24 protein-coding genes (1 of these 24 only partly in view) are annotated in these 25,940 nt (G+C 62.2%); 12 read left to right on the top strand and 12 right to left on the bottom strand.

Annotated elements, in window-relative coordinates; all coding sequences use genetic code 11:
• Window position 1: 1 nt before the first annotated feature.
• From IZV00_RS12200 to IZV00_RS12190, 3 genes are read right to left on the bottom strand one after another with little or no spacing between them, the layout of a single operon-like run.
• Window positions 2–964 carry an MlaD family protein gene (locus tag IZV00_RS12200; RefSeq protein ID WP_196224884.1) on the bottom strand — a complete coding sequence of 321 codons (963 nt, stop codon included), beginning with the start codon at window positions 962–964 and terminating at the stop codon, window positions 2–4.
• Window positions 965–968: 4 nt separating this feature from the next.
• On the bottom strand, window positions 969–1,841 hold the full coding sequence (locus tag IZV00_RS12195) for an ABC transporter ATP-binding protein (protein ID WP_196224883.1): 873 nt from the start codon (window positions 1,839–1,841) through the stop codon (window positions 969–971).
• Window positions 1,841–2,950 carry an MlaE family ABC transporter permease gene (locus IZV00_RS12190; protein WP_196226640.1) on the bottom strand — a complete coding sequence of 370 codons (1,110 nt, stop codon included), beginning with the start codon at window positions 2,948–2,950 and terminating at the stop codon, window positions 1,841–1,843. The genes IZV00_RS12195 and IZV00_RS12190 overlap by 1 nt, the downstream gene beginning before the upstream one ends.
• Before the next feature lie 98 nt (window positions 2,951–3,048).
• On the opposite strand from IZV00_RS12190, the gene IZV00_RS12185 reads away from it, so the two are divergent.
• The gene (locus IZV00_RS12185) at window positions 3,049–3,723 is read left to right on the top strand and encodes an HAD family hydrolase (RefSeq protein WP_196224882.1); all 675 of its coding nucleotides are present in this window, start codon (window positions 3,049–3,051) and stop codon (window positions 3,721–3,723) included.
• A 7-nt stretch (window positions 3,724–3,730) separates the two neighbouring features.
• Here the strand turns inward: IZV00_RS12185 and IZV00_RS12180 are convergent, their stop codons facing one another.
• On the bottom strand, window positions 3,731–4,669 hold the full coding sequence (locus IZV00_RS12180; RefSeq protein WP_196224881.1) for a 2-hydroxyacid dehydrogenase: 939 nt from the start codon (window positions 4,667–4,669) through the stop codon (window positions 3,731–3,733).
• Window positions 4,666–5,991 (bottom strand): cystathionine gamma-synthase family protein, encoded by a 1,326-nt coding sequence (locus tag IZV00_RS12175; protein ID WP_196224880.1) that lies wholly within the window; start codon window positions 5,989–5,991, stop codon window positions 4,666–4,668. The genes IZV00_RS12180 and IZV00_RS12175 overlap by 4 nt, the downstream gene beginning before the upstream one ends.
• Window positions 5,992–6,153: 162 nt before the next feature.
• Between IZV00_RS12175 and IZV00_RS12170 the strand changes: the two genes are divergently transcribed.
• On the top strand, window positions 6,154–8,565 hold the full coding sequence (locus IZV00_RS12170; protein ID WP_196224879.1) for a ligase-associated DNA damage response DEXH box helicase: 2,412 nt from the start codon (window positions 6,154–6,156) through the stop codon (window positions 8,563–8,565).
• Here IZV00_RS12170 and IZV00_RS21215 read toward each other — a convergent pair.
• Window positions 8,562–9,053: a membrane-like protein gene (locus IZV00_RS21215; RefSeq protein ID WP_230463199.1), complete on the bottom strand. Its 492-nt coding sequence runs from the start codon at window positions 9,051–9,053 to the stop codon at window positions 8,562–8,564. The genes IZV00_RS12170 and IZV00_RS21215 overlap by 4 nt on opposite strands.
• 249 nt (window positions 9,054–9,302) lie before the next feature.
• Here IZV00_RS21215 and IZV00_RS12160 point away from each other — a divergent pair, with 249 nt between their 5' ends.
• From IZV00_RS12160 to IZV00_RS12150, 3 genes are read left to right on the top strand one after another with little or no spacing between them, the layout of a single operon-like run.
• On the top strand, window positions 9,303–9,758 hold the full coding sequence (locus IZV00_RS12160; RefSeq protein WP_196224878.1) for a TadE/TadG family type IV pilus assembly protein: 456 nt from the start codon (window positions 9,303–9,305) through the stop codon (window positions 9,756–9,758).
• Window positions 9,755–10,162, top strand: a complete 408-nt coding sequence (locus IZV00_RS12155) for a TadE/TadG family type IV pilus assembly protein (RefSeq protein WP_196224877.1) — start codon at window positions 9,755–9,757, stop codon at window positions 10,160–10,162. Before IZV00_RS12160 ends, IZV00_RS12155 begins: the two co-directional genes overlap by 4 nt.
• Before the next feature lie 34 nt (window positions 10,163–10,196).
• Window positions 10,197–11,507 (top strand): TadE/TadG family type IV pilus assembly protein, encoded by a 1,311-nt coding sequence (locus IZV00_RS12150; RefSeq protein WP_196224876.1) that lies wholly within the window; start codon window positions 10,197–10,199, stop codon window positions 11,505–11,507.
• 33 nt (window positions 11,508–11,540) lie between these two features.
• On the opposite strand, the gene gyrB is transcribed toward IZV00_RS12150, so the two are convergent.
• The gene (gyrB, locus tag IZV00_RS12145; RefSeq protein ID WP_196224875.1) at window positions 11,541–14,048 is read right to left on the bottom strand and encodes a DNA topoisomerase (ATP-hydrolyzing) subunit B; all 2,508 of its coding nucleotides are present in this window, start codon (window positions 14,046–14,048) and stop codon (window positions 11,541–11,543) included.
• 86 nt (window positions 14,049–14,134) lie between these two features.
• On the opposite strand from gyrB, the gene IZV00_RS12140 reads away from it, so the two are divergent.
• Window positions 14,135–14,596 carry a hypothetical protein gene (locus tag IZV00_RS12140; RefSeq protein ID WP_196224874.1) on the top strand — a complete coding sequence of 154 codons (462 nt, stop codon included), beginning with the start codon at window positions 14,135–14,137 and terminating at the stop codon, window positions 14,594–14,596.
• An 84-nt stretch (window positions 14,597–14,680) separates the two neighbouring features.
• On the top strand, window positions 14,681–16,144 hold the full coding sequence (gene yczR / locus IZV00_RS12135) for a MocR-like transcription factor YczR (protein ID WP_196224873.1): 1,464 nt from the start codon (window positions 14,681–14,683) through the stop codon (window positions 16,142–16,144).
• A gap of 165 nt (window positions 16,145–16,309) precedes the next feature.
• Here the strand turns inward: yczR and ppa are convergent, their stop codons facing one another.
• Window positions 16,310–16,852 (bottom strand): inorganic diphosphatase, encoded by a 543-nt coding sequence (ppa, locus tag IZV00_RS12130; RefSeq protein WP_196224872.1) that lies wholly within the window; start codon window positions 16,850–16,852, stop codon window positions 16,310–16,312.
• Between the two features lie 41 nt (window positions 16,853–16,893).
• Window positions 16,894–18,807: a M61 family metallopeptidase gene (locus IZV00_RS12125; RefSeq protein ID WP_196224871.1), complete on the bottom strand. Its 1,914-nt coding sequence runs from the start codon at window positions 18,805–18,807 to the stop codon at window positions 16,894–16,896.
• Window positions 18,808–18,960: 153 nt separating this feature from the next.
• Here IZV00_RS12125 and hisS point away from each other — a divergent pair, with 153 nt between their 5' ends.
• From hisS to IZV00_RS12105, 4 genes are all read left to right on the top strand, one after another.
• Complete coding sequence (gene hisS, locus IZV00_RS12120) at window positions 18,961–20,223, top strand: histidine--tRNA ligase (protein WP_196224870.1); 1,263 nt, start codon at window positions 18,961–18,963, stop codon at window positions 20,221–20,223.
• Window positions 20,223–21,314: a peptide chain release factor 1 gene (prfA, locus tag IZV00_RS12115; protein ID WP_196224869.1), complete on the top strand. Its 1,092-nt coding sequence runs from the start codon at window positions 20,223–20,225 to the stop codon at window positions 21,312–21,314. The genes hisS and prfA overlap by 1 nt, the downstream gene beginning before the upstream one ends.
• Entirely contained in the window at window positions 21,311–22,138 is an 828-nt protein-coding gene (gene prmC / locus IZV00_RS12110) for a peptide chain release factor N(5)-glutamine methyltransferase (RefSeq protein WP_196224868.1), read from the top strand. The genes prfA and prmC overlap by 4 nt, the downstream gene beginning before the upstream one ends.
• A gap of 352 nt (window positions 22,139–22,490) precedes the next feature.
• A complete protein-coding gene (locus IZV00_RS12105) occupies window positions 22,491–23,270 on the top strand; it encodes a DUF4167 domain-containing protein (RefSeq protein WP_196224867.1) in 780 nt (259 codons plus the stop codon).
• A gap of 90 nt (window positions 23,271–23,360) precedes the next feature.
• Here the strand turns inward: IZV00_RS12105 and IZV00_RS12100 are convergent, their stop codons facing one another.
• Window positions 23,361–23,738 (bottom strand): acyl-CoA thioesterase, encoded by a 378-nt coding sequence (locus IZV00_RS12100; RefSeq protein WP_196224866.1) that lies wholly within the window; start codon window positions 23,736–23,738, stop codon window positions 23,361–23,363.
• On the bottom strand, window positions 23,731–24,030 hold the full coding sequence (locus tag IZV00_RS12095) for a hypothetical protein (RefSeq protein WP_196224865.1): 300 nt from the start codon (window positions 24,028–24,030) through the stop codon (window positions 23,731–23,733). Before IZV00_RS12095 ends, IZV00_RS12100 begins: the two co-directional genes overlap by 8 nt.
• A gap of 75 nt (window positions 24,031–24,105) precedes the next feature.
• Between IZV00_RS12095 and IZV00_RS12090 the strand changes: the two genes are divergently transcribed.
• The gene (locus tag IZV00_RS12090) at window positions 24,106–24,534 is read left to right on the top strand and encodes a CBS domain-containing protein (protein ID WP_196224864.1); all 429 of its coding nucleotides are present in this window, start codon (window positions 24,106–24,108) and stop codon (window positions 24,532–24,534) included.
• A gap of 1 nt (window position 24,535) precedes the next feature.
• Here IZV00_RS12090 and IZV00_RS12085 read toward each other — a convergent pair whose 3' ends face one another.
• A protein-coding gene (locus IZV00_RS12085; protein WP_196224863.1) for a lipopolysaccharide biosynthesis protein crosses the window boundary here: on the bottom strand, window positions 24,536–25,940 show its 3' portion. The gene runs 83 nt beyond the window's last position; only the last 1,405 of its 1,488 coding nucleotides appear in the window; its start codon lies off the right edge, out of view; its stop codon occupies window positions 24,536–24,538.

The following is a 25,940-nucleotide window of genomic DNA, read 5'->3' as shown; positions in this document are numbered from 1 at the left end:
CTCATCGCTTGTAATCGGGCAGTTTGGGCGATCCAACGATCGACCCCGCGCCCTGTTGATCGAGTTTTTCGGCAACGCCGCGGAAGGCGCGCGACATTTCGCGCAGGTCGCGAACCAGCTGATTGACTTCCGGCATGGTCTGGTTGCTGAACGCGCGCACGCCCGGCTGCGCTTCGGCAATCGTCTTGTCGAGCGTTTCGATGCTGCGGGTCGCGGACTGTACGCTCTTGCGCAAGTCAGCCATCAGCGGCTTGCCCTCGTCGGTCAGCATCGAGTCCGTGGTGGCGGCGAGCTTGCCGATCTGTTCCGCCGCTATGCCCGTGCGCTGGACCGCGATCCGCGCTTCGGCAAGCGTGGCTGCAATCTCCGGGCTGCGATCGGCGAGGGCGCCCGACACGCGCTCGACATTGGCGAGGATGCCCGCGATCGATTGCTGGTTCTTGTCGTTCAACAGTTCGGTCAGACGCTCGGTCAGGGTCGAGAGACGCTCCAGCAGTTGCGGCGCGTTGTTCAACAGTTCGCCAAGCGCCCCTGGCTTGGTCGGAATGACCGGGATACCGTCGGGGCAGGCGGACAGGGGATTTTCCTCGGGGCAGCTGATGGGCGGCGCGCCCTTTACGGCGCCGTCCAGCACGATCTCGCTGACGCCGGTAAAGCCCACGCCTGCGATGGTGGCGGTGGTGCCTTGAAGAACGGGTGTGCCTTCCTTCACCGAAATGCGCACCTTTACGAAGCTGGGGTCGCGTTTCCACAGCTCGATCTTTTCGACCTGTCCGGAGGGAACGCCGGAGTAATTGACGCTCGACCCCTTGGCCAGGCCATTCACCGACTGTTTGAAGAAGATGTCATATTCCATGTTGTCGCCTTCGGAGAGGCGCGAGAACCAGAAGGCGGCGACCATGATCGCCGCTAGCAGCAGCAATGTGACCGTGCCCACCAGCACATGGTTGGAGCGGGTTTCCATTATATTATCGCCTTCCGTCCGATGGCTGTGCCGCCGTCTTTTCCCGTTCGCGGGTCACGGCCGCCGTTGCGGCGCGGCCGCGAGGACCGTTGAAATATTCCTGAATCCAGGGGTGATCGGTCGCCAATAGCTCATCAATCGTGCCGACCGCGATGACCTTTCTGTCCGCCAGCACCGCGACGCGGTCGCAGATGGAATATAGCGTGTCGAGGTCATGAGTAATGAGGAAGACGGTGAGGCCGAGCGTCCGTTGAAGCTTGCGCGTCTGATCGTCGAAGGCCGCTGCGCCGATGGGATCGAGCCCGGCAGTCGGTTCGTCAAGAAACAGCAGATCGGGGTCGAGCGCCAGCGCGCGGGCGAGGCCCGCACGCTTCTTCATGCCGCCAGAAAGCTCGGCGGGGTATTTGGGACCAGCTTCTGCGGGGAGGCCCGTCAGCCGGATCTTGTAGGCGGCAATCTCGTCGCGCAGTTGCGGCCCGATATTGGGATAATATTCGCGGATCGGCACCTCGACATTTTCGGCCACGGTAAGGGTGGAGAAGAGGGCGCCGCCCTGGAACAGAACGCCCCAGCGCTTGCGGATGGCCAGCGCCTCGTCGTCCAGGCGGCCGATCATTGATTCGCCGAAGACGTGGATTTCGCCCTCATCGGGTGTCTGAAGGCCGATGATCGAGCGCATCAATACCGACTTGCCGGTGCCCGAGCCGCCGACGACGCCCAATATCTCGCCCTTGCGCACGTCGAGGTCGAGATTTTCATGCACGACCTGATCGCCGAAGCTATTCTTTAGACCCCGGACGGAGATGGCGATCTCGCTTTTTTCAACAGCCTTGTCGACGCGCGCCTCTTCGGCGGCGGCTTCTTCCTCCTCGGCCATCAGTTCCACCCTAGCCAAGTGAAGAAGACCGCGAAAAACGCATCGATCACGATCACCAGGAAAATCGCCTGGACAACGGCAGCGGTGGTTCGCAGCCCGACTTCCTCCGCATTACCCTTCACCTGCATTCCCTGGAAGCAGCCGGACAGCGCGATGATGATACCGAAGACAGGGGCCTTCAGCAGGCCAACCCAAAGGTCTGTGATCGGCACCACCTCTCGCAACCGTTGGATGAAGGTGATCGGCGGGATGTCGAGCGAGACGGCGCACAGGAACCCGCCGCCGATCACCGCGACGATGGAGGAATAGAAGCCGAGCAGCGGCATCATGATGACAACCGCCAGCGTCCGGGGCAGCACCAGTGCCTCCATGGGCGACACGCCGATGGTGCGCATCGCGTCCACTTCTTCGGTCAGCTTCATGGTGCCGAGCTGCGCCGCGAAGGCTGAGCCCGATCGGCCCGCCACCATGATCGCCGTCATCAGCACACCGAGTTCGCGGAAGGTCAGGCGGCCGACGAGGTTGATCGTTAGCATCTCCATGCCGAACTGACGCAACTGTACCGATCCTTGCTGGGCGATGACGATCCCGATCAGGAAGCTCATGAGGCCGATGATGCCGAGCGCGGAGACGCCGACGACCTCGAACCGCTGAACGACCGCGTTGACGCGGAACTTGCTGGGATGCCGGATCACGTTCCAGCTTGCGACCAAGGTCGCGCCGAAAAAGCCGAGGAGGCCGAGCAGCGTGGTAAAGGAGTTGACCACCGCTTCGCCGATCTGGCCGATCACACGTTGTAGCGGGGGAACATAGTCGGGCCTGATGTTGACCGGCTCGTCCAGCTTGCCGACGGCCTCGATCAGGCGCCGGGCGTCTTCATTGCCGCCGGTAAGCTCGCAACTCAGTCTTTTCGCGGTACGGTGGACCGTCCAGGCGCCGATGGTGTCCATATGGTCGATGCCGGACAGGTCGATAGCAGCGACCGGCCCCGCCACCGCGTCAAGGCGGGCGGGCAGACCGCCCAGGCAGGCAATGGAAAAATGTCCCAAAAGCCGAATGACAGCACCGCCATCGCGCGTTTCTTCGACAAGATCGGCGGCTTTATTCATCAAGGCGGTTTAGTGGTCCATTATCGGTTGCACGGCAAGCCGAAACGGCCCATCCGCACGGTAGAACGATAGCAAGGCGCAAAAGTTTCGGAAACGGCATGACGCACCGTCTGGCAATATACGATATGGACCGCACGGTGACCTTTTCGGGCACCTATACGGGCTTCCTGATACATGTTTCCAAAGGCCTGGCGCCATGGCGGTTGGTGCTGCTGCCCTGCGTCATCCTGTTGATGCTCGCCTATGTGATGAGGCTCATTAGTCGGCAGCGGCTGAAGGAGCTGAATCAGGCGCTGATGATCGGCTATAATGTCGAGCGCGCCAGGCTGATGCCGCATGTCGAAAGCTATGCGGCCAAGGTCGTTGCGACCAATGTCCGCGCGGGCGCCCTCGACCAGATCGCGCGGGACAGGGCCGATGGATATCGGCTGGTGCTCGCCACTGCATCCTACCGTCTTTATGTGGAGCCGATCGCCCGCAGGCTGGGTTTCGACGCGGTGATCGCGACCGACCATCTGAGTCAGGACCTGCGTTATGTGCGTGCAAAGATCGCCGGCGAGAATTGCTACGACACCGGCAAGCTGCGGATGATCAAGGCGTGGATGGCGGCGGAAGCGATCGACCGTGACCATGCGCAGATCCGGGCCTATTCCGACCATGTGTCCGATGCGCCGATGCTGGAATTCGCCGACATGCCTTTCGCCTCCAATCCGCATAAGCCGCTCGCCAGACTGGCGGCGAAGCGCGGGTGGACGCGGGTGGACTGGGCGTAGGCCCGGTTCAGCGAGAATTGACCCGGTTCGGTAGAGCTTTTTCGCCGAAGAAGGCTTCCAGATTCGCCAACACCATCGCGGCCATGCGCGCGACCGCTTCCTGCGTGGCGCCGCCGATATGGGGCGTCAGGACGCAGTTGGGCACGTCCTTCCAGAGGTTGGCGGGGGTAGGTTCCTGCTGGAACACGTCCAGCGCCGCTCCGCCCAGTGTTCCCTGACGCAAAGCCTGCCTCAAGGCCTCTTCATCCACCAGTTGCCCGCGCGCGACGTTGACGAGCAGCCCATCCGGGCCGAGTGCATCCATGACGTCGGCACTGATCATCCCGCGATTGCTGTTGTCGGCGCGGGCGGCGACCAGCAATATGTCGCTTTCCTGCGCCAGGACCATCAGGCTGTCGGCGCGCGGCCAAGGCAGGCCGGGCTTGTCGCGCGGACCCCACCATCCGATCTGCATCCGCATCGCTTCGGCTCGTCGGGCGACAGCCAGCCCGATATGGCCCATGCCGACGATGCCAAGCCGGGCCTGATTCATGGAACGGGTAAGCCTGTCCGATTCGGCTGTCCAAAGGCCCGCGCGCAATTGCCGGTTGCCTTCGACGATGGCGCGTCGGTGTGCGAGCATCAGACCGATTGCTTGATCGGCGACGTCCTCGGCATTGGCATCCGCGCCATGCGTGACGGCTATGCCGCGCCTCTCCGCTTCCTCCAGATCGATGCCGTCATAGCCGACGGTGAAGCAGGCGATGAGGCCGAGTTGCGGCATGGCGTCGAGCAGAGCAACGGAAAGCGGGAATTCGCCGGCCCAGACTATGGCCTTGGCATCTGCTTGCCGCCGGGCACCTTCATCCTCCCACAACGGCCCGGCGTCATAGAAGGGTGAAAGGATTTTCAGCAACGGCGCCAATAATGGCTGTCCAACCAGGACTAAAGGCCGACTGCCGCTCATCCCACGGCCCGCAGCGCCTGCGCGAAGTCTGCGATCAAGTCATCGGCATCCTCGCAGCCGATCGAGATGCGCACCATATTGTCGGTGATCGCCAGAGCCTTCTTCCGCTCGGCGGGCACGGACAGGTGCGTCATCGCCGCCGGGTGGCTGGCAAGCGTCTCCGTGCCGCCAAGGCTGACGGCCAGCTTGGCGATCTTCAGCGCGTCCAGAAAGGCGAAAGCCTCAGCCTCACCACCCTTAAGATAAAGCGAGAAGGTCGATCCCGCGCCTGTGCAGTGGCGGTGGTAGATGTCCGCCTGACGTTCCGTTTCGGGGAAGCCGAGATAGACGACCTTTTCCACCTGCGGCTGGTCTTTCAGCCAGGCGCAGACCTTTGCCGCATTTTCGCCAGCCCGGCTCATTCGCAGTTCTAAGGTTTCAAGGCTCCGTAGCAGCATCCAGGCGCTGTGCGGGTCGAGGATCGTGCCGATCGTGTTGCGCATCAGCCGGATCGTGTTGATGAGGTCCTTCGGTCCCAGCACGCCCCCGGCGACAAGGTCGCTATGGCCGCCCGCATATTTGGTGAGGCTGTAGATGACGAGGTCCGCGCCATGGGCAAGTGGGTGATGCCAGAGCGGGCCGAGGAAGGTGTTGTCGATCGCGACCGGGGGCAAATGCGCCTCTCCGGCGAAGAGACGGTCGCGGCGGGCCACGACCGCCTCCACATCCACGAGCACGTTGGTGGGGTTGGCCGGGCTTTCCAGATAGATGAGCGCGACGCGGCCGAGCGACTTTGCCCGCTCGATCACCGCGCTGATTTCCTCCTCCGTCGAACCAGCGGGGAAATCGAGCCATTGCACGCCAAACTTGCCGAGGATGCGGCCGATCAGCGATTCTGTTGCGGCATAAAGGGGTGCGGAATGGACGATCACATCGCCGGGCTGGACGAGGGCGAGCAGCGTGGTCGCGATTGCCGACATGCCGCTGGAAAACAGCAGGGCGTCTTCCGCTTCTTCCCACACGGCCAGTCGGTCTTCGGCGATTTCCTGATTGGGACCATTGAAGCGTGAATAGACCAGCCCTTCCGCGCCGCCGGGCCTGATCCCGGTGACGCCTTCAAAATGCCGTTTGCCGGCAGCGGCGCTTTCAAAGGCGAAAGTGGAGGTGAGGAAGATGGGCGGCTTGAGCGATCCTTCCGACAGCATCGGGTCGTAGCCATGGCCCATCATCAGCGTCGCGGGCTTCAGCTTGCGTCCACCGATTTCCATGATGGCTGGTTTGGCACGGCGGCGCTTGCGCGGGGGCTCGGCGCCTGAAAGGTCGGCCTCTGTCTCGCCGGTCATCGCTGTTTCTCCTGCGTTTGCGGCCTTTGCCGCCCTTTTATGATGCCTGGAGTGTAACGCCTTTCGAGGGGAAAGAGACCAGCCATTCCGGCAATTATGTTATCGCCACGACATCGCGCCGGGATCGTGACAGGGGCTGCGCGCGTTCCTACATCTATCGATATGAACCAACGCCTTCCCGAACCGCTGGAGCAATGGTTCACCGCGCGCGGATGGTCGCCGCGCAGCCATCAGACCGATATGCTGGCAGCCGCAAGGGCGGGGGATCATGCCTTGCTCGTTGCGCCCACGGGGGCGGGGAAGACATTGGCGGGATTCCTGCCGACGCTTTCCGACCTGATCGAAGAACCCGCAGAGGGGCTCCATACCCTCTATGTGTCGCCGCTGAAGGCGCTGGCGGTCGATGTGCGGCGCAATCTGCTCACCCCGATCGAGGAGATGGGCCTGCCGATCCGGGTAGAGACGCGCACCGGCGATACGCCATCGGATCGCAAGGCGCGGCAGCGGGCGAGGCCACCGCAGATATTGCTGACCACGCCCGAATCGCTCTCGCTGCTGCTCAGCTATCCCGACAGTTTCCTGATGTTCGCGCAGTTGAGGACGGTGATCATCGATGAGGTCCACGCCTTCGCCACCCAGAAACGCGGCGATCTGCTCAACTTGTCGCTTGCAAGGTTGCAGAGGATCAATCCCGGACTGCGTCGTGTTGCGTTGTCCGCGACCGTGGCGGACGTGGATGCCTATCGCGCTTGGCTGGCGCCCGATGGCGACATCAACAGCGTAGTTCCGGTAATCGGCGAGCAGGGTGCCGATCCGGATGTCGCCATACTCATCCCGGAAGGGCGCATCCCATGGTCAGGCCACTCCGGCAAATATGCCGCAAAGCAGGTGATGGCCGAAATCGAGCGGCGGCAGACGACTTTGGTCTTCTGCAATACGCGAGGACTGGCCGAGCTTATATTCCAGGAGCTTTGGACCGCGAACGAAGCGAACCTGCCGATCGGCATCCATCATGGCAGCCTGTCGGTAGAGGCCCGGCGCAAGGTGGAAAATGCGATGGCCGATGGCAGGCTGCGCGCGCTCGTCGCGACCGCGAGCCTCGACCTGGGCGTCGATTGGGGCAATGTCGATTGCGTGATCCAGATGGGCGCGCCCAAGGGATCGTCCCGCCTGCTCCAGCGCATCGGTCGCGCCAATCACCGGCTGGATCAGCCGAGCGAAGCCATCATCATTCCCGGTAATCGCTTTGAATATCTCGAGGCGCGGGCTGCGCTTGACGCGGTGGAGGCGGGGGAGCGGGACGCCGACGATTTTCGCACCGGCAGCCTCGACGTTTTGGCGCAGCATGTGATGGCGCTCGCCTGCGCCGCGCCGTTTGTGGAACAGGAGCTGCTGGAGGAAATCCGGTCGGCCACGCCCTATAGTGCGCTCACCGATGAGGGGTTCGCCAACGTCCTGCATTTTATCGAAGGGGGCGGCTATGCCCTGCGCGCTTATGATCGGTTCAAGCGGCTGACCCATGACGCGGACGGCTTGTGGCGTGTGTCGCACCCGCGCTTCATTCAGCAGCATCGTATGAATGCCGGGATCATCGTCGATCAACCTGTGCTGGACGTCCGGTTCGCTAACGGCCGCAAGCTCGGGACGGTGGAGGAGGGCTTTGCTGCTACGCTGCGGCCGGGCGACAGCTTCTTCTTTTCTGGCCTGGCGTTGGAGGTGGTGCGGATGGACGTCACCGATCTGGTCGTGCGGGCGACGTCGAAGCAGGCGCGCGTGCCCGCCTGGGGTGGCACACGCATGGCAATGTCCACGCGGCTCGCCGATCGTGTGCGGCATTTTCTGGCCGAGCCGGAGGAATGGCACCGCTTTCCCGACGATGTGCGGGAGTGGCTGGAGGTGCAGAAATATCGATCAACCCTGCCTGAGCCCGGGCAACTGCTCATCGAAACCTTCCCGCATGAGGGGCGGCATTATCTGATCTGCTATAGTTTTGAAGGATGGAACGCGCACCAGTCGCTGGGCATGCTGCTCACTCGCCGCATGGATGCGCAGGGTTTGATGCCGCTGGGTTTCGTGTCCAATGATTATGCGCTCGCCGTCTACGGGCTGAAACCCGTGACGGACCCGAAGAGCCTCTTTTCCGCCGACATTTTGGATCATGAATTTGTCGAATGGGTCGAACAATCGAGCTTGTTGAAGCGCGCTTTCCGGGACGTCGCCGTCATCGCGGGTCTGATTGAACGCCAGCATCCCGGCAAGCGAAAGACCGGGCGACAGGTCACTTTCTCGACCGACCTCATCTATGACGTGCTGCGCAAATATCAGCCTGATCATTTGCTGTTGAAGGCGGCCTGGGCCGACGCCCGCGCGCGCATGACCGATGTCGGGCGGCTGGGCGACCTGATCGACCGTGCTTCGGCAACGATGCTGCATATCGATCTGGATCGGGTGAGCCCGCTGGCGGTGCCGGTGCTGATCCTGATCGGCCGCGAACAGGTGGCGCAGGCGGCGGCAGAAGATGCCTTGCTGATGGAAGCGGAGGCACTAGTGGCAGAGGCGATGCGGACGGATTAAAAGTCCTCGCGCACGCCGCCGCAGCCCTTCAACGTTCCTTCGCCAAAAGACAGCGCTACGCGGTCGGCCCAATGTGCATCGCTCATGCCGTCGCTGCATGGTCCGTCCGTCACGGTCATCGAAAATCCGTCCGCCAGATACCGCACGGCGCGGCCGTCATCCGTCCGGTTGACGGAAACATGAACGGGGGCCTTGTCCGGGCGCTCCAGCGTGGCAACCGAGCCTTTGACTGTTACCGCCCAAAAGGGTTCGGTCCCCAAAGCGCGATAGCGTGTTTCGTTGCTGAGCGGTGCGGTGCTCACTCTTTCCGGGGAAAGTTGCGGGGCTGGTGCATCGGATAAAGTTACGGATTCGTCATGATCCGCCTGCCGATCCAAAATGGACGTTTGCGCGACGGGCGTATCTTTCGCACGATGTTCACCCATGTCTTCCTTCCGGCCGCAACCCGCGAGCAGAAGGGCGCCTGCAACGAACAGCCATGCCTTCATATTTGCCTCGCCTCTTTACCGTTAATTAATATAGCGTCGGATATATACCGAAGCATAAACAGCATCTTAGCAGATGATTAACCATGTTGTTTAGGCAAATGAACAGCATGTGTTGAGTAGAAAATTCCCCGAACGAGGGGATTTTCAATGCGTCCTTCTATGTTTGGCCGATTGTTGCGCAGCGAGGCGAGGAGCGATTTGCCGCGTTGCTCCATGCCTGCCGCCGATCGGGCGCCTCTCCGGGCGTTGTTGAGCGGATTCAGGGCCGAGACATCAGGCATCGCCCTTGTCGAAACGGCGCTGGTCGCGCCATTCCTGGCCATCATCCTCATGGGCACGGTCGATGCGGCCCGTTACGGCGCGGCCAAGATGAAAATCCAACAAGCCGTCAATCGCGGTCTGGAGATGTCTTGGATGGGCGGCACGGACGTTGTCGCAGCCGACATTCAGGCGCAGGCGGCAGCGCAGGCGAATGTGCCGACCAGTGCCGTTACAGTCACCCAGACACTTGAGTGCGGGGGCACGGCAACGACCTGGACCACCAATGCCAATCCCTGCGCCTCCGGCGAAACAGCGCGCTACACGCAGATTCAGATTTCAACGACCTTCACGCCATCCTTTGCGCTGGGGTCGCTGGCGAAGATGCTGGCTAACTCGGATGGCGTCGTGCCGATATCCGCGACGGGGGTTCTGAGAATCCAATGACACGGTTTTTTCGCCTTCTCCATCAGCTTGCGTGCGATTGCCGTGGCGCCGGTGTGCTCGAATTCGCGCTGGTAGCGCCTGTCCTGCTGGGCATGCTGATCGGGATCCCGGCGCTGGGGATACTCTTCTATGCACAGGCTGGGCTCAGGAGCACCGTCGAGGATGCCGCGCGTTATGCAACGACGTGGCCCAAGCCGAGTGAGGCCGACATACAGGCGAGAATAGCGTCGAAGCAGTTTGGGATGAACCCGGCCAACATCGTTGCGCCGACCGTCACGTTCACGACCAGTTCGAAGCCCAACTATGTGACCATAACGATGGGCTACAATGTCACCATCAATTTCCTGCTTGGAAGCAAGACGATCGCGCTGTCCGAAACGCGCAGAGCCTATGTCACGAGCTAAACCCGAGGATCTGACGATGCCATTGCTCCATTGCTTGTCTCGTCTTCGCGCGCTTTGGTCCGACGCACGGGGCAATGCGCTCATGCTGACGGCGCTGGCGCTTCCCGTCATGATCGGAGCGGCGGGGCTGGGCGTCCACACCATGCAGCTTTCGCATGTGAAGCGGGAATTGCAGCGGGAGGCCGACTCCGCGGCGATGGCAGGCGCCTATTCGCTCTATCAAAGCCAAGGCAACAGCGCCGCAACGGCTCAGGCGAACAAGGCGCTGACACAGAATGCTCTTGTCCCGGGAGCCACATCTACGATCACGCCAGGGGCTTATACTACCAGTGATGGAACCACTTACACCTCGGCAATGTATGTCCGTTTGGCCAGCACTCAGCCTACGGCCTTGATGGCCCTGCTTGGCATGTCCACGTCGACCGTGGCCGCTGAGGCCCGGGCGGCAGTCGTATCCGATGGCAAGGTCTGTTTCCTTGCCAAGGAGAGTGGTAACAACACCGGGATCACCTTTGCAGGCAACTCGACCCTCGATCTGGGATGCGGCGCGGGCACCAACTCGATCAGCAGCAGTGCGGTCAACGTGAATGGTCAGCCGACGGTGAAGGTTTCGCCGATCGTCGCGATGGGCGGCATCCCGTCGTCCAGCGCCTATGCCGCTGGCACCATGCTCATGTCCAATCACGCAGCGCTGACCGATCCGTTTGCGGGTACCAATCTCGACCCGAGTACCAGCGATGTATCCAATGGGAAGTGCAAGAACGGCAGCAACTGGAATGTCATTGATGTCTCTTCGGGGACGACGGTCGATAGCAGCAGCGGAAGTCCTTATGCACCGGGTTGCTATGGAACAATCAACGTTCAGGGCACCCTAACGCTGAAGCCGGGCGTATACTACCTGGCTAATGGGGCGAATAATGCGGGCCTGCAAGTTGGCGCTCAGGGGCATCTTACCTGCATGGGTTGTACTTTCGTGCTGACCAGCACCACGCCCAACAACGCGAACAGTTTCGCGACGATGGACATCAACGGTGGGGCGGAGGTCGATCTTTCTCAATCGACCAGCGGGACCTATAATGGCATCACCATCTATCGGGACAGCAGGGCCGCGGCGAGCAATCAGTGCTGCCAGATCAACGGCAATTCCAATTCGACCCTCAGTGGCGCCTTCTACTTCCCCAACGATACGCTGACCTTCAACGGCACATCGGGCATGTCGCTCACCTGCTTTCAGATGGTCGCGCTGCGCCTGTCCTTCAGCGGAAACGCGACGATCACGAACACCTGCGACCCTCCAGGTGGAGCGTCCAAATGGTCATTGACCGCTGTCCGGCTGATAAGTTGAAGCGGCTGTAAGAGCCGCTTCACTCTACCAGAATCAAACGTCCAGATTGGCGACGTTCAGCGCGTTGTCCTGAATGAACTCGCGCCGGGGTTCGACGACATCGCCCATCAGACGGGTGAAGATCTCGTCGGCGACGTCTGCCTGCTCGACCTCGACGCGCAGCATCGAGCGGTTGTCGGGGTCCAGCGTGGTTTCCCACAACTGCTCGGCATTCATCTCGCCCAGACCCTTGTAACGCTGAATGGCGAGGCCCTTGCGACCTGCCGTCAGCACCGCTTCCAGCAATTCGCTGGGCCGGGTGACGACGACCGCGCCCTTGGACACCACCGGCAGATCGTCTTCCCCCGCCTCTTCGGCAGCGGCCGCAGCCTTTGCGGTGACAAGGCGGCTGGTGGTGCGATAGCTGTCGGCTTCCTCGGCGGCGATGGAATGCAGCTTGCGCGCTTCGGCGGAGCCGATGAAGCCATGTTCGATCATGTGGTGATCGGTCACGCCGCGCCAGAGCCGCTCGAAATGGAAGCCGCCTTCTTCGGCGATGCGGCCACTCCAGCGGCCTTCATCATCCTGCGCGTCCATCCACTTGACGGTCGCCGTCAGCCTTTCCGCCTGTGCGTCATGGCCCAGTTCCGGGTCAAGCGCGCCGTTGATGGCGAGCGCCTCGATGATTGCGGGATTATAGCGGCGCGGCACATAGCGCGTCACTGCGCGCATCCGGCGGCCATGCTCGATCAGCGAACGCAGATCTTCGCCCGAACGCATGCCGCCGGTGGTTTCCAGCGCCATCGAATCGACGCCATTATCGACCAGATATTGCTCCAGCGCCGCTTCATTCTTGAGGTAGACTTCTGAACGGCCCCTCGTCGCCTTGTAGAGCGGCGGCTGGGCGATGTAGAGGTGCCCGGCCTCGATGATCTGCGGCATCTGGCGGTAGAAGAAGGTCAGCAGCAGCGTGCGGATATGCGCGCCATCGACGTCGGCGTCGGTCATGATGACGATCTTGTGGTAGCGCAGCTTTTCCAGGTTGAAATCGTCGCGGATGCCGGTGCCCATCGCCTGAATGAGGGTGCCGACTTCCTTGGATGAGAGCATCCGGTCAAAGCGCGCGCGTTCGACGTTCAGGATCTTGCCCTTCAGCGGCAGGATCGCCTGATTGTGCCGGTTGCGTCCCTGCTTGGCCGAACCGCCGGCGGAGTCACCCTCGACCAGAAAGAGTTCGGACTTGGCGGGATCACGCTCCTGACAGTCGGCCAGCTTGCCGGGCAGCGAGGCGATGTCCATCACCCCCTTGCGCCGGGTGAGTTCGCGTGCCTTCTTCGCGGCTTCACGAGCGGCGGCGGCGTCGATCACCTTCTGGATGATCATCTTGCCATGGCCCGGATTCTCTTCCAGCCATTCCGCCATCTTGTCGGCCATCAGGCTTTCCAGCGGCTGGCGGACTTCGGAACTGACCAGCTTGTCCTTGGTCTGGGACGAAAATTTGGGGTCGGGCAGCTTGACCGACACGATCGCGGTCAGACCTTCGCGCATGTCCTCGCCGGTCAGGGACACCTTCTCCTTCTTCAACATGCCCGACTTGTCGGCATAATTGTTGAGGGTCCGGGTCAGCGCCGCGCGGAAGGCAGCAAGGTGCGTGCCGCCATCCCGCTGCGGGATGTTGTTCGTGAAGCAGAGGACGTTCTCATAATAAGAGTCGTTCCACTCCAGTGCGACGTCGATGGTCACATCGTCGCGGCTACCCGAAATCGCGATCGGATCGGGCATCAGCGGCGTCTTGTTGCGATCAAGATATTTGACGAAGGCCGCGATGCCGCCCTCATAAAATAGTTCGACTTCCTTCTTCTCCTCATGCCGGGCATCGACCAGGAACAGCCGCACGCCGGAGTTCAGGAAGGCCAGTTCGCGGTAGCGATGCTCCAGCTTTTCAAAGTCGAACTCGGTATGGTTCTTGAAGGTGCCGCCGTCGCCGGGGGTCTTTTCGGTCGAGGGAAGGAAGGTGACCTTCGTGCCCTTCTTGCCTTGGGGAGCGTCCCCAATGACCTTGAGCGGTGCGACGGCATCGCCATAGGCAAAGCGCATATAATGCTCCTTGCCGTCCCGCCAGATGTTGAGGTCCAGATATTCGCTGAGCGCGTTCACGACCGACACGCCAACGCCGTGCAGGCCGCCCGACACCTTGTAGGCATTGTCGTCCGAGGTGTTCTCGAACTTACCGCCCGCGTGCAGCTGGGTCATGATGACCTCCGCCGCAGACACGCCTTCTTCCTTGTGGATGTCGGTGGGGATACCCCGGCCATTGTCTTCCACGCTGACCGACCCATCGGGATTGAGCGTGATCAGGATGCGGTCGCAATGTCCGGCCAGGGCCTCGTCGATCGCATTGTCGCTGACCTCGAACACCATATGGTGCAGGCCCGAGCCATCATCGGTATCGCCGATATACATGCCGGGCCGTTTGCGCACGGCGTCCAGGCCTTTCAGGACCTTGATGCTGTCGGCGCCATAGGCGTTGGCGTTGGGGCTGTTTTGACTTTCCTCGCTCATGCCCGAGCATATAGGGAAAGCCCCAAAGAAACTAAAGCGAAACATGCCTGCTTCCGCTTGAGGATTGGCCAGTCTATCAGGGGCGCATGCGCGCTATCATCCCCCTGTTTCTGATGCTTGGCGCCTGTTCCGACAGCAGCGACGTGCTGGAGCAATTGCCCAACAGCTCCATCGCCGGAGCACCGCGCGACGACATGCCCGAAACCCGGCTGGAAGCGAAGATTACGCGTCCCGTGATCATTGGCGAGGACGGCCCGCGACTGGATGCCTGTGGCGCCATGGGGCAGGCGGTGCGCGTCGGCGCCCAAGGGCTGGCTATCCGTGCCGCGCCTTTTGCCGAGGCGCAGGAAATCGGACGTCTGGCGGAAGGAGCGAGAGCCTTCGTGTGCACCCGCAGTCTGGACCAAAAGTGGCTTGGGGTGGTCGTCGAGCCGCAGCCGTCGGCCGACTGCGGTCTGTCCGAGCCGGTCGATCGGAAGCAAGCCTATGCTGGGCCGTGCCTTAGCGGCTGGGTGTCGAGCGCGTCGATCCGGTTGGTGGCCGGTTGATACGCTAAAGATGTATTGGCCTTTTACAAAATAGCCTGTGGTTTCTAAATGGACCTCTATTTCTGATCAGAAAGAGTCGGTTCCATGTCCAATTCTGCTCTTCGTCCGCCCTCGCTGGTTCGACTGCTGGGCGCTTGGCGGGTCGCGGAGAGTGCCGAACCTGCCTATCGCCAACTGGCCGATGCACTGCGGATGCTGGTGCTGGATGGACGGGTAGGGCTGAATGTGCGCTTGCCGGGCGAACGGGAACTGGCCGCCGCGCTGAGTCTCAGCCGGACAACGATCGCGGCTGCGTTCGACCGGTTGCGCGATGAGGGCTATCTGGAAAGCCGTCAGGGTTCGGGCAGCGTCACGCGCCTGCCGCCCGGCCGGATACATCCCGAAGCGCCTGAATTGGACCTGCCCACTGGCGGGAACATCCTCAACTGGACTCATGCCGCACTGCCCGCTGCGCCGGGGGTAGGGCGCGCCTGCCAGGCGGCGGTTGAAGCCTTGCCGGCCTTTCTGGGCGATCTTGGCTATGATCCGCTCGGCCTGCCGCCGCTGCGCCGCGCGATCGCCGCGCAGTTCGAACGGCGCGGCTGCCCCACCAGCCCTGACCAGATCATCGTCACCAACGGCGCACAGCAGGGCTTTGCCTTGTTGCTGCAGTGGCTGACGGGTCCGGGGGACCGGGCCGTGATCGATCATCCGACCTATCATAATGTCATTCAGGCGTTGCAGCGCGCCCATGTCGTGCCGGTGCCCGTTGGCCTTCCCGCGCAAGGGTGGGACATTGACGCCATGGAGGCGGCGTTCCGCCAGACAAGCCCGCGCTTTGCCTATGTCATCGCGGATTTTCACAACCCGACCGGGCGCAGCATGGACCCGGCGACCCGGCGCGCCTTGGTCGCGGCGGCCACGCGTACGCACACGCCACTGATTATCGATGAAACCATGGTTGCGATGGGGCTCGATTTTCCCGCCCCACCGCCGGTGGCGATTCATGATCCGTCGGGGCGTCAGGTCATCACCATGGGATCGGCGAGCAAGATCTTCTGGGGCGGACTGCGCGTCGGCTGGATTCGCGCCGATCCGCAGACGATTGCGGCGCTCGGCCGCCTACGCACGACGATGGACATGGCCAGTCCGGTGGTGGAGCAGCTTGCCGTCGCACAGTTGATCGACAGTGATGAGGGGTTGGGGCCGCGGGCAGACCTGCTGCGCTCTCGCCGGGACCATCTGATCAGCGAGATCGACAGGCATCTGCCGCACTGGCGTGTCGAATCGCCTGCGGGCGGGCTTTCGGTCTGGGCCGAGCTACCGCGCGCCGAAGCGACTGCCTTGGCCGCGATCGCCGAAAGTCATGGCGTGCGGGTTGCGCCGGGTCCGCGTTTTGGCGTGAGCGGCGCGTTCGAGCGCTTCCTGCGCCTGCCCTTCACATTGCCTGAGGAACAACTGACCCTTGGGGTGGAGCGGCTGGCCGAAGCGGATGCGCGGCTCCATGCCCGTCTGCCGCGCGGGCGCGATTCGCTGGCGGCGGCGCTGGAGGCGGATCGGCTGATCTAGGGGCGGCATGTCCGCCGGGCGCAGTCATCCCAGCGGAAGCTGGGATCTCCGGCCTGCTCGCGCTTTCTCCCGAGATGCCAGCGTTCGCTGGCATGACGGAACAAACCAAACAAAAAGGGCCGCGCAGGACATCTCCCGCGCGACCCCTTATCTCAATGAGTTGGCTTACGCGGCCTTCTTGTCAGCCTGATAGCGCTCGATCGCTTCCAGCGTGATGCGGCGGGCGTCTTCCGCGCCGCCCCAGGTGCCGATGCGCACCCACTTCTGCTTTTCCAGATCCTTATAGTGGGTGAAGAAATGTTCGATCTGCTCCATCACGATGCCGGGCAGATCGTCCTTTTCATCGACGTCGCTATAATAGGGGAAGGTCTTGTTGTCAGGAACGCAGACCAGCTTTTCGTCGCCACCCGCTTCATCTTCCAGATTGAGCACGGCGATCGGACGAGCGCGCACGACCGACCCGGGCACGAAGGGCGAGCGGGCAATGACCAGCGCGTCCAGCGGATCGCCATCGGGCGACAGGGTGTGCGGCACGAAGCCATAATTGGCCGGATAACGCATCGGCGTGTGCAGGATGCGATCGACGAACAGTGCGCCCGATGCCTTGTCGAATTCATATTTCACAGGCTCGCCGCCAACCGGCACTTCGATGATGACGTTCAGGCTGTTGGGCGGATCGTCGCCGACCGGGATCAGTTCGATATTCATGGGACTTCAAGCCTTTTGATGCAAATTGGCGTTGCGGGTGATTATGTCCTTGGTTTGAGCAGCCGATCGAGGCTGCCGTCACCCTCTCCTGATTTTTCGAGGCGCGGATAGCGCAGGCCGCCGGAATAAGCGAGCGTCAAAGTGCGGTAGTATTTGTCCTGCTTGACGATGATCTGCATCGGCTTGGCGGCCTTCAGCGCGGCCTTGAACACTTCGCCGGAATATTCGTCTCCGTTGATCGCGACGATCTTCGTGCCGACCGCCAGCCCGGCCTGGAACGCGGCGCTGTCCCAGACGACGTTGGAGATTTCCCCATCCCCCTTCACGATCAGGCCAACGCCGAAGCTCTGGTCGATATTTTTGCCCTCGGCCGCCTTGGTGAAGGCGTTGGGCGTGTCACCATAGACCAGCTTGTAGCCACCCATGGCAAAGCCGCCCTTGGGCGTCTCGCGCGTCGTGCTATCGACATATCGGGCGAAGAATCCCGCCCAGTCATAGGGCGCAACGCCGTTCAGCGTCTTGATGACATCGTCGCGATTATAGACGACCTGACCCCAATCGCCGGGGTTGATGCCAAAGAAAGCCTTGGCGAAATCGTCGAGGCCCTTCGCCCCGCGCGTCTGCTTGCGGATGATCGCGTCCGCCTCCAGCCAGATCATCAGCCCTTCATTATAATAATCCTCCGACCGCTGCCAGCTTGTCCACCCCTTGGGACGGCGGGCGGAAATGATCGGATCGTGGGTGGTATCCTCCATCGGCCGCCACTCACGGCCGCGCGTCGTGTCCAGCTTGGCGGCGATATGGGCATAGGCGTCCAGCGTCTCCTGCTTGGTGAACAGGCCCGACCGCGCACCCAGCACATAGCCCCAAAATTGCGTCTGCCCTTCATAGACCCACAGCAGATTGTCTTGCATCGGCACGTTGAAGTCGGGCGTCCAGAGCAGGTCCGGGCGGCGGAACTTGCCGTCCCAGCTATGGACGAACTCATGCGGCAGCAGGTTGCGGTCCAGCAGCGCCTCGCCATCCCCCCATTTCTTGAAATAGCCTGGCTCGACCTGATTCTCGGATGACCGATGATGTTCAAGCCCGATGCCGCCCATCTCGTCAGTAATGGCGAACAGGAAGTCATAATGATCGAAATGATAGGTGCCAAAGAGCGCGCCCGCTTCATCGACCAGCTTCTTGTGCTTGGTGATCTGGTCAGGCTTGGCCTCCAGCTCGTCGGCATCGTCGGCGACGATATTCAGCGTCACATTATGGCCCAGGTCCACCGGCTTGAAATAGCGTCCGGCGAATACCGGCGAATCCTGCAACGCTTCATAGTCGATCGTCTCATAAGCGACGGTCGATCCGGTCTTTTGCCCACGCAGCGCGGTGGCCGCCTGCCAGCCATCGGGATAGGTCACCGTGGCCTGAACCGGAATCTGGCGGGTATAATAGCCTGCGGGATAGAGCGAGACCGACTCCCACTGGATATTCAGCATCTTGGGCGTGACGACGACGCGCCCCTGACTGGACTGCGTGGCCGACAGGAACTGGAAGGAAGCGGTGATTTCTCGTGCGCCCTGCGGAACGTCGATGACGAATCCATAGACGTTGAGCGGATCGCGCTTCCAGCCGACCGGCTTGCCATCGGCGGTAAATGTGAGGCCGCTGATCTTTTCAATCTGCCCACGCGGCGCATGATTGCCCGGCAGCCATTCGGGCACCAGCAGTGTCATGGGGCCGCTTGACGCGACGGGGATATGCTCCTTCACCCGAAGGATTCGTTGAGTCGTGTCGGTCGCGTCCACCTCCAGCCGGATGGTGCCGCCGGGGTAGGGGACGTCGCGCGGCGCGGGGCTGGCGTCATTCACCGGCAGGGCGGCGGGCCGTGACCTTACGGCATCCTGGGCGGCGAGTGGGTTGACGATGGCTGTGGAAAGCAGGAAGGCGGCAGCAAGGCTGCGGATCATGGCTGTCTCCGAGAAAGACTTGGCAGGAATTGTCTCATGAACTCAGCATGACGAACCAAAATCTATGCGTCCACCGCGAAGAACAGCGACGAAATTATCTGACAAAAAAAGCGCGTTTCCTTGAGGCTTCTTTGCCGTTAAAGGCGCATCCCCATGGCGAAAATTGAAACCCCGCGCCCGGTGCGCGGCACGCAAGACATGCTGGGGGGTACGGCGGAGGCGTTCCAGGAACGTTTCGCGCATGTGGTCGCGACCTTTGATCGGGTCCGCAGGCTTTATGGATTTCATCGCGTCGAAGTGCCGGTCTTCGAAGCAACGGCGGTGTTCGCCCGGTCGCTTGGCGAAAGCACCGACGTCGTTTCCAAGGAAATGTACACGTTCGATGATCGTGGCGGCGACAGCATCACTTTGCGTCCCGAATTCACCGCCGGGATCGCACGCGCCTATATTACCGAAGGCTGGCAGCAATATTCGCCGCTTAAAGTCGCGACCCACGGTCCCCTCTTCCGCTATGAGCGCCCCCAAAAGGGCCGTTTCCGCCAGTTCCACCAGCTGGACGCAGAGATTATCGGCGCGGGCGAGCCGGGCGCGGATATTGAACTGCTGGTCTTTGCCGACCAGTTGCTGCGCGAGCTTGGCGTATCCGAAGGCGTCACGCTGAACCTCAATACGCTGGGGGATGCGGCCAGCCGTGACGCGTGGCGCGCCGCGCTGGTCGCCCATTTCGAGGCGCATCGCGATCAGCTGTCGGAGGACAGTCTCGACCGACTGCATCGTAATCCGCTGCGCATCCTCGACAGCAAGGATCCGCGCGACCGGCCGGTGGCGGATAGCGCGCCGGATATCGACGCCTACCTGACCGAAGAAGCGCGCGCCTTCTTCGGCAAGGTGACGGCGGGCCTCGATGCGGCAGGCGTGGCGTGGGAACGCGATGCGCGTCTGGTACGCGGCCTCGATTATTACCGTCACACCGCTTTCGAATTCATCACCGATCGGCTGGGCGCACAGGGCACCGTCTTGGGCGGAGGCCGCTATGACGGGCTGATCGAAAATCTCGGTGGTCCCTCGACCCCGGCCGTCGGCTGGGCTGCGGGGATCGAGAGGCTCGCGATGCTGATCGATGCGCCGGAACCTTTCGCGCCCGCAGTGGTCATGATCCCGCTGGGCGAGGCGGCAGAAGCGAAGGCGATGGGCCTGGTCGCTGATCTTCGCCGCGCCGGGATTATGTGCGACATGGGTTTTCGGGGGAATATGAAGAAGCGGATGCAGCGAGCCAATGCTTCGGGCGCCGCATGGGCGGTCATCATCGGCGACGATGAACTGACTCGGGGCGAAGCGGGTCTGCGCGATCTGCGTTCGGGTGAACAGCAGGCCGTGCCGCTGGCCGATCTAGTCGGGAAGCTGACGGCTCTCTAATGCAAATTTCCGCCGAACGCATCGCGCAGATCGAAGCGCGCCGGGACGAGGTGCAGGCGTCGATGACGCGCGCGGACCTCGCGCCCGAGGAGTTCGTGCGGCTGTCCAAGGAATATGCGGAGATCGAGCCGGTAGCCCGCGCCGCGCATGAGGTGCGGCGGCTTCGGCAGGAGCTTCAGGCGCTCGAATATATGGCGGGCGGCGATGGTGCCGAGGCGGATGCCGCGATGCGCGAGATGGCGCAGGAGGAAATGCAGCTGATCAAGAGTCAGCTGCCGTGCGCCGAACGGGCGCTCGCCCTGCAACTGCTGCCCCGCGACGCGGCCGATGCGCGTCCGGCCATGCTGGAAATCCGCGCTGGAACGGGTGGGGACGAGGCCGCGCTCTTCGCCGGTGACCTTTTCCGCATGTATCAGCGCTACGCCGATGCACAGGGTTGGAAGATGGAGATGATCTCCGCCAATGCCGCCGAAGTCGGCGGCTTCAAGGAAGTCGTTGCCAGCATCACCGGCATCGGCGTCTTTGCCAAGCTCAAGTTCGAAAGCGGCGTCCATCGCGTGCAGCGCGTGCCTGTCACCGAAAGCGGCGGGCGTATCCATACCTCTGCCGCGACCGTCGCGGTTCTGCCGGAACCGGAAGAGGTTGATGTGCAGATTGCCGACAGCGACCTCAAGATCGACATCTACCGGGCATCGGGCGCAGGCGGGCAGCATGTGAACACGACCGACAGCGCCGTCCGGATCACGCACTTGCCGAGCGGCATCGTGGTGACGCAGCAGGACGAACGATCGCAGCACAAGAACAAGGCCAAGGCCATGCAGGTTCTCCGCGCCCGGCTTTATGAAGCGGAAAGGGAACGCACGCAAAGCGAGCAGGCGGGCGCGCGCAAGGCGATGGTCGGGTCGGGCGACAGGTCTGAACGCATTCGCACCTATAATTTCCCGCAGGGCCGCGTGACGGATCACCGCATCAACCTGACCTTGCACCGGCTGCCTGAAATACTGGAAGGGCCGGGGCTCGCTGAAATCATCGACGCGTTGATCGCCGAGGATGAGGCCGCGCGCCTCGCCCAGCTGGACGGCATCGGGTGAGCATTGCCCAGGCGCTTCGCGATGCGGCTACCCGGCTTCAAAATGTCAGCGATACAGCGCGTCTCGACGCGGAACTGCTCCTCGCCCACGCGCTGGGCATCACCCGCAACGAGTTGCTGCTTCGCCAGCAAGACCTCACGGTGCCTTCCGGCTTTGACGCGCTGATCGATCGACGGATTAAAGGCGAACCCATCGCCTACATCACCGGCGTGCGTGATTTCTGGACGATCAGCCTGCGGGTGACGCCCGATGTCCTGATCCCGCGTCCGGACACGGAAACGTTGATCGAGGCTGCGATTGATCATTTCCAGGGGCGCGCACCGGCACGAATCCTGGACCTTGGCACCGGATCGGGCGCGCTGCTGCTCGCGGCCTTGGATCATTGGCCGCAGGCGACGGGCATCGGTGTAGACAGCTCCGCCCCCGCCCTCGCGGTTGCCCGAACCAATGCCGAACATCTGGGGCTTGCCGGGCGCGCATCCTTTCAGCGGGGCGATTGGGCGGAGGGAATGGTGGAACGGTTCGACCTCATCCTGGCTAACCCGCCCTATATTGAAAGCGATGCCGAGCTTGCGGGCGATGTGTTGCATGAACCTTCAAGCGCCCTCTTTGCCGGTGCCGACGGGCTGGACGATTATCGGCGTATCGCGCCCATGATCGCGCGACTGTTGGCAAAGGGCGGCGTAGCGGCCATCGAGATCGGCCATGATCAGCGAGAAAGCGTCTCCGCCCTGCTTCATGATCAGGGACTTGGCGTGGTCACGCGCAAAGACATGGCGGGACATGACCGTTGCCTGGTCGCTACTCCTTCTCCACAGCTTTGAGCGTGCCCGATCCTCGTGATGATCAGTCGACGAACCGAACGCGCCGGAATTGCTCGGGCGCAAGTGAAATTCGCTTGGTTTATCCCGCCAAAGACACTACATGAGGAGCAGGGACGGCATTATCCTGAGGATCTGCCCCGTGGGGCTTAGCTAAGAAAAGGCCGTTTACCCGCTCCTTCAAAGTCACGATGGCGCTGCTGCGCAGGCGCCTCTGGCAGCGTAAGGGCAAGGGCTGTCGCGCAGCCCCTGTCCGGCGGAGCCCTACCCGGCCTGATAAGCAGGCGGCGTTTTAGGATAGCGACTGAACGATGTTTTCAGTGAATGATGGCAAAGTGAACGCAAGGACCAGCTCTTGATCAACAACAGGCAGGCCGGTCGCCGGAATCGCGGCCGGAACAACAATAACGGACGTCCCAGCGGCGGTAACCGGGGCGGTGGCGATAGCGGCAACCGGATTGATAGCCGCGCACGCGGCAACGCGGTCCAGCTTCTGGAAAAATACAAGAATATGGCTCGTGACGCCCAGATGGCGGGCGACCGGGTGAATGCGGAATATTATCTGCAGTTTGCCGATCATTATTTCCGCGTGCTCGCCGACAATCGCGCCCGGCAGGAGGAGCAGCAGCAGCGCTACCGCCGTCCGGAAGACAATGGCGATTATGAAGGCGATGATTTCGACGCTCCGGAATATGCGGGCGATGATAATCGTGGCGAGCCGCAGCAGCAGCATTTCGAACGTGGCTATGAAGGCGATCGTCGCCGGGATCAGCCGCGCGACCAGCAGGATAATCGCGACCGGAATCGTCGGGATCGGCCGCGCCGGGATCGCCCTGCCTATGAAGCAGCCGAGCGACAGGAAAGGGAAACGCCGGAAGCTCCCGCACCAGTGGGGGAACATTTGCCTGAGCCTCAGCCCGAAACGGAAGCTGCGGCAGCGCCTGAAGCGCCCCGCGCCCGCCGGGGCCGCCCCCGCAAGGCCGATACGGCGAAGTCGGAGGGCAGCGAAGGACTGGATCTTTCCGTCCTGCCGCCATCGATTGCTCGTGCCGACAATGACAGCGAGCCAGCGGCAGAGGAAGCGCCGCGCAAGCGCACCCGTCGCGCCCGCCCGGCTGCCGAAGCGGCGGAATGATCTAAGCTGCTGCTTGAGACAGGCGGCGCGATAGAATTAAAGGGAGTGGCGTTCGCGCCGCTCCCTTTTTCATATTTGACCAGTGGCAATTCAGCGCGTGGGCAAAACGCGGGGCCGATGCTGGTCGTCCAGCGCGACGAAGGTGAAGAGGCCGCTGGTAAGGTCGATCTGCTGCTGATCCGCCCCGCGCGTCGCCACCACATCGACACGAATGCCCATCGAGGTCTGCCCGCGCCGTTCCTCATGCGCATAGACCGTCACAATATCGCCCAGCAGCATCGGGGATATGAATTTCATCCCATCGATCGCGACGGTCGCCACCGCTCCTTCGGCCAGTCGGCCCGCCACGATGCCGCCCGCGATATCCATCTGGCTTAATATCCACCCACCAAAAATATGGCCGTTGGTGTTGATCTGGGTAAGGCCGGGAACCACCCGCAGAACCAGTTCGCCCCTTTTTTCAGTCATCGATCGATACCTCGTCCTTCAGCGGGTCCATGACCTGATCGTCGTGTCCTGTCCCGCTCGACAGGAACACGAGCGCCATCAACCCGGTCCCCAGCATGAAGGTCAACCAAACCCCGATGATGGTGGCAAGGATCATGTGGAAGGGCATCGGTCCAGCCCATATCCGCAAGCAGACAAGCGCGACGCCGACGCACAGCGCGCCGCCAACCGCCATCCACAACATGATGCGGCGGAACCGTCCCCATGCGGTTGCGGCGATCCGGGGATCGTCGAGGCCCTGTTTATCTCTCATCTCTTTTCTTTGGGGAACGAAAGTGGGATCATCAAGGGACTGAGACATAATGTCTGAACGGCAAGGAGACGGGGCATGACGATCACCGCGATTCTGCAGGGCAAAGGACGCGAAGTCACTCAGGTCCGGCCCGACGACAGCGTTCTTTCCGTGGTTCAATTATTGTCCGAACGGCGGATCGGCTGCGTGCCTGTTGTCGGTGACGGGCAAGTGGTAGGCATCTTTTCCGAACGCGACCTCGTTCATCAAATTGCGCGGGACGGTGCGGCGGTGCTGGGTCGCAAGGTGAGCGAAGTGATGACGGCGCCTGCCATCACCACGGACGACAAGACGCCGGTGATTCACTGTCTGTCGCTGATGACGAAGAAGCGGGTGCGTCACCTGCCTGTCGTCGTTGATGGAGCTCTTATCGGACTCGTTTCCATAGGCGACCTGGTCAAGTTCCGGATCGACAGCATCGAATCGGAAGCGGCGGCTTTGCGCGACTATATCCAGTCGGCCTGATTCAGGCCGCGGCGGGCAGGGGCGGCGCTCGGCGAATCACCAGGCTGACCAATTCCCTCAGCGTGCCACGCGCGCACAGCATCAGCGCGGTCAGAAAAGCAAGGCCGCCCGCCGGGACCAGCAAGCTCAGCCGCGCCATCGCTCCCATGGCGGGAAGTTGCGAATCGATGGCCATGACCGCGCTCGCCATCAGGATCGAGCAGCCAAGCCCCGGAGCCGCTGCCCGAATCAGGTCAGACAGCCGGAGCCCCATCGGCCCCCCGGCGAGGCGCGCCGTAACGATCGTCAGGATGGGGAAGGCGCCCAGCCACGCCCATGCCAGGCCAATCGCGCCGAACTGAATGCCGATCAGGAAAGCCGCAGGCATGAGAATCGCTCCCACCGCGGCGATTCGCGCGGTGGTGCCGGGCCGCCCCAGCGCATTGCTGACCGGCGCAAACATCACCTGTAGCGTCATGAACGGCATGGCGAGCGCCAGCACCGAAACGAAGGGCGCCATTTCCAGCCACTTCGTTCCGAAAAGCGTTTCCACCAAAGGCTCGGCTGTCACCGCCATCCCGAGATATACTGGACAGGAAATAAGCAGCAGCAGCCGTACCGCCTTGCAGAAGGACCAGGCGATTCGGGATGGATCCTTTTGCATGCGCGCATAGGCAGGAAAGGCGACGTCATTGAGGGGCGGGATGAATTTCGACACGAAAATCTGCGTGAGGAACAGGGCTTCGGCATAGAGGCCAAGCTGATGCGCGTTGAGCATGCGCCCGCCTATGAAAATGTCCGCCTGGCTCTGCACGATCCAGAAAAGCTGGCCGCCCAGCAGCGATGCGCCATAAGCGACCATCGCCCCTGTGCCCCTAAAATCGAAGCTGGGAATCGGCCGGAAACCGGTAGCGAGTATATAGCCCACCGCCTTCACCCAGAATCCCGCCATCGGTGCAAACACCAGCGTCCACACGCCCCATCCCGACAGCGCGCCCGCCAGCGCCACGGCCGCGGACGCTATCGCCGCCACCAGATTGACCAACGCTGGCCGCCTGAAATCCAGTGCCCGGCCCATCAGCGCTTCGGGAATCGATATGAACGGCGTCGATAGATAGAGCAGCGCCTGCACCCGCAGCAGATCGCCGACCATGGGTTGGTCATAATAGTCCGCCGCCCAGGGCGCGATCAGCAACTGCGCCAGCGCCAGTCCGCCGTTCAGCAGCAGCATGATGCCAAAAGCCTGACGCAGCTTGTGCGAATCGAGCGTCTCCGACTGCACCAGCGCGCTCACCAACCCATAGCCGTTAAGAAAGGTGGCGAAGTTCAGGATGACCTGCGTCATCGCGAACAGTCCGTAATCAGCGGGATCGAGGAGCCGGATCACCACCAGCGTGACGACCCAGCTGATCATCTGCGACACGATC

The sequence above is a fragment of the Sphingobium sp. Cam5-1 genome, assembly GCF_015693305.1.
Taxonomy (GTDB): Bacteria; Pseudomonadota; Alphaproteobacteria; order Sphingomonadales; family Sphingomonadaceae; genus Sphingobium.
This window is presented reverse-complemented; position numbering and strand designations above follow the sequence as displayed.

Coding starts and splice junctions, on each gene's coding strand:
- IZV00_RS12200 (WP_196224884.1), bottom strand. CDS start 964: ATGGAAACCCGCTCCAACCATGTGCTGGTGGGCACGGTCACATTGCTG.
- IZV00_RS12195 (WP_196224883.1), bottom strand. CDS start 1,841: ATGGCCGAGGAGGAAGAAGCCGCCGCCGAAGAGGCGCGCGTCGACAAG.
- IZV00_RS12190 (WP_196226640.1), bottom strand. CDS start 2,950: ATGAATAAAGCCGCCGATCTTGTCGAAGAAACGCGCGATGGCGGTGCT.
- IZV00_RS12185 (WP_196224882.1), top strand. CDS start 3,049: ATGACGCACCGTCTGGCAATATACGATATGGACCGCACGGTGACCTTT.
- IZV00_RS12180 (WP_196224881.1), bottom strand. CDS start 4,669: ATGAGCGGCAGTCGGCCTTTAGTCCTGGTTGGACAGCCATTATTGGCG.
- IZV00_RS12175 (WP_196224880.1), bottom strand. CDS start 5,991: ATGACCGGCGAGACAGAGGCCGACCTTTCAGGCGCCGAGCCCCCGCGC.
- IZV00_RS12170 (WP_196224879.1), top strand. CDS start 6,154: ATGAACCAACGCCTTCCCGAACCGCTGGAGCAATGGTTCACCGCGCGC.
- IZV00_RS21215 (WP_230463199.1), bottom strand. CDS start 9,053: ATGAAGGCATGGCTGTTCGTTGCAGGCGCCCTTCTGCTCGCGGGTTGC.
- IZV00_RS12155 (WP_196224877.1), top strand. CDS start 9,755: ATGACACGGTTTTTTCGCCTTCTCCATCAGCTTGCGTGCGATTGCCGT.
- gyrB (WP_196224875.1), bottom strand. CDS start 14,048: ATGAGCGAGGAAAGTCAAAACAGCCCCAACGCCAACGCCTATGGCGCC.
- IZV00_RS12140 (WP_196224874.1), top strand. CDS start 14,135: ATGCGCGCTATCATCCCCCTGTTTCTGATGCTTGGCGCCTGTTCCGAC.
- yczR (WP_196224873.1), top strand. CDS start 14,681: ATGTCCAATTCTGCTCTTCGTCCGCCCTCGCTGGTTCGACTGCTGGGC.
- ppa (WP_196224872.1), bottom strand. CDS start 16,852: ATGAATATCGAACTGATCCCGGTCGGCGACGATCCGCCCAACAGCCTG.
- IZV00_RS12125 (WP_196224871.1), bottom strand. CDS start 18,807: ATGATCCGCAGCCTTGCTGCCGCCTTCCTGCTTTCCACAGCCATCGTC.
- hisS (WP_196224870.1), top strand. CDS start 18,961: ATGGCGAAAATTGAAACCCCGCGCCCGGTGCGCGGCACGCAAGACATG.
- prfA (WP_196224869.1), top strand. CDS start 20,223: ATGCAAATTTCCGCCGAACGCATCGCGCAGATCGAAGCGCGCCGGGAC.
- IZV00_RS12100 (WP_196224866.1), bottom strand. CDS start 23,738: ATGACTGAAAAAAGGGGCGAACTGGTTCTGCGGGTGGTTCCCGGCCTT.
- IZV00_RS12095 (WP_196224865.1), bottom strand. CDS start 24,030: ATGAGAGATAAACAGGGCCTCGACGATCCCCGGATCGCCGCAACCGCA.
- IZV00_RS12090 (WP_196224864.1), top strand. CDS start 24,106: ATGACGATCACCGCGATTCTGCAGGGCAAAGGACGCGAAGTCACTCAG.